Below are 1,317 nucleotides of genomic sequence, written 5' to 3' on the forward strand. Positions count from 1 at the left end.
AGTCGGGGTAGTGGAGGTAGTATTCGACAGAGGCCCGGTCGGTTTTGATGGTGTAGTGGTAAATGGTTTTTTGGCGGACTATTAATGCAATAAGATAGAATGCTGCGCCCGCGAATATATACACCAGATAAAGTGCCTCAGAGGGAGTCTCTAGATAGATATCCCGGCCAAGCCATATGCAAAAGCTCATGGGCAGTGCGCATATAAATATCGTACCTAGCTGGGTCCAAAATATTTCATTAGGGGACCTTGCCATGGTTTTTATTGACCAGTTAAAAATATCATTGCCCGCTAGGCTCGAACTGATTTTTTCAGCATTGTCTGAGTCATCAGTGATGTTGCTTGTGGTTTTTTGCAAGGTAGGGGCTGTCGTTTTTTTAGTCATCAATGTTGTTCCGCTATTTCAAGTGTTAATGTGCTGACTCGGCTGGATGCTTTTATCTCCAGTTCGGTGTGTGCCAGCCCGTCGGCTGCTGTATCACCCTTGCTATTAAGCTCCAGTTGAAACAGATAGGCCACATCCTGTTGGCCAGGCTTTATCAGGCTGTCGGGATACCATATTTTTAGTTCCAGATACGTTGCGTCCTTCTCAAGAGGTACCCAGGTTTCCCATACAACGTCTTCACCTTCAGGAGGCATAAGCGGAAATGTGAAATCTTCTTGGGCTTTGCGAGCCGGCTGATTGACAAGTTTTCTGAATTGGTCAGCTTTCTTGAACTGTCCTCTTTCCAGAAATGGATCGAGTATTGGGCTATCAATATTTGCCACAGGCAGCACGCCAAATGGACGTTTACTACTGATTATATTGAAATGCACTGATTGTCCGCGCACCGCACTTGGCAGAAGGATTTGCACGCCAGCGCCGTATTGCACCGGAGCCCTGTAAGGGCTGTCTCTGCCAAAATAATGGTCCTCGTCGCGCGTGGTGCTTTTTACATGAATCTGAGGGCTCAGCTGTATCGCAAGCAGCGCAAGTTTTTCTTCAAGTTTACCAACTGCTTCTGCTGGATAACGGTAATTGATTGAGTTGGACCAGCCACATCTCCGCAGCCACCATCCAACGCTATCTTGCTTGAAGTAATTCAACATCATAGTGGTCAACAGGTAAATCGCGCCTGTCAGCAGAATTGTTACGCTAAACCACGGGCTCATTGCAATCAATGTAAATGAGCTGGCGGGAAGAATTCCTGCCGCAAGCTGGAATGTACTGCCTGCCGCCATAAGGCCCACTGAAGCAAATTTTATCGTATCCGCGCCACGAACCCCACCTAGAAAAAAATGAGGATCTGATTTAGCGAGGCATCTCTGGCGAGCAAT

The 1,317-nt window shown here is 47.2% G+C and carries 1 protein-coding gene and 1 pseudogene; both read right to left on the reverse strand.

All coding sequences use genetic code 11. From position 1 onward, the window contains the following. A partial coding sequence (locus tag ABJ99_RS28815) for an ABC-2 family transporter protein (RefSeq protein ID WP_195842909.1) occupies nucleotides 1-385 on the reverse strand: 385 nt, incomplete at its 3' end. Next, a pseudogene (locus tag ABJ99_RS28820) lies at nucleotides 385-1,317 on the reverse strand (hypothetical protein); the annotation flags it as partial. The gene ABJ99_RS28815 and the pseudogene ABJ99_RS28820, both read right to left, overlap by 1 nt.

Source organism: Pseudomonas syringae pv. cilantro (assembly GCF_001293775.1).
Taxonomy (GTDB): Bacteria; Pseudomonadota; Gammaproteobacteria; order Pseudomonadales; family Pseudomonadaceae; genus Aquipseudomonas; species Aquipseudomonas syringae_P.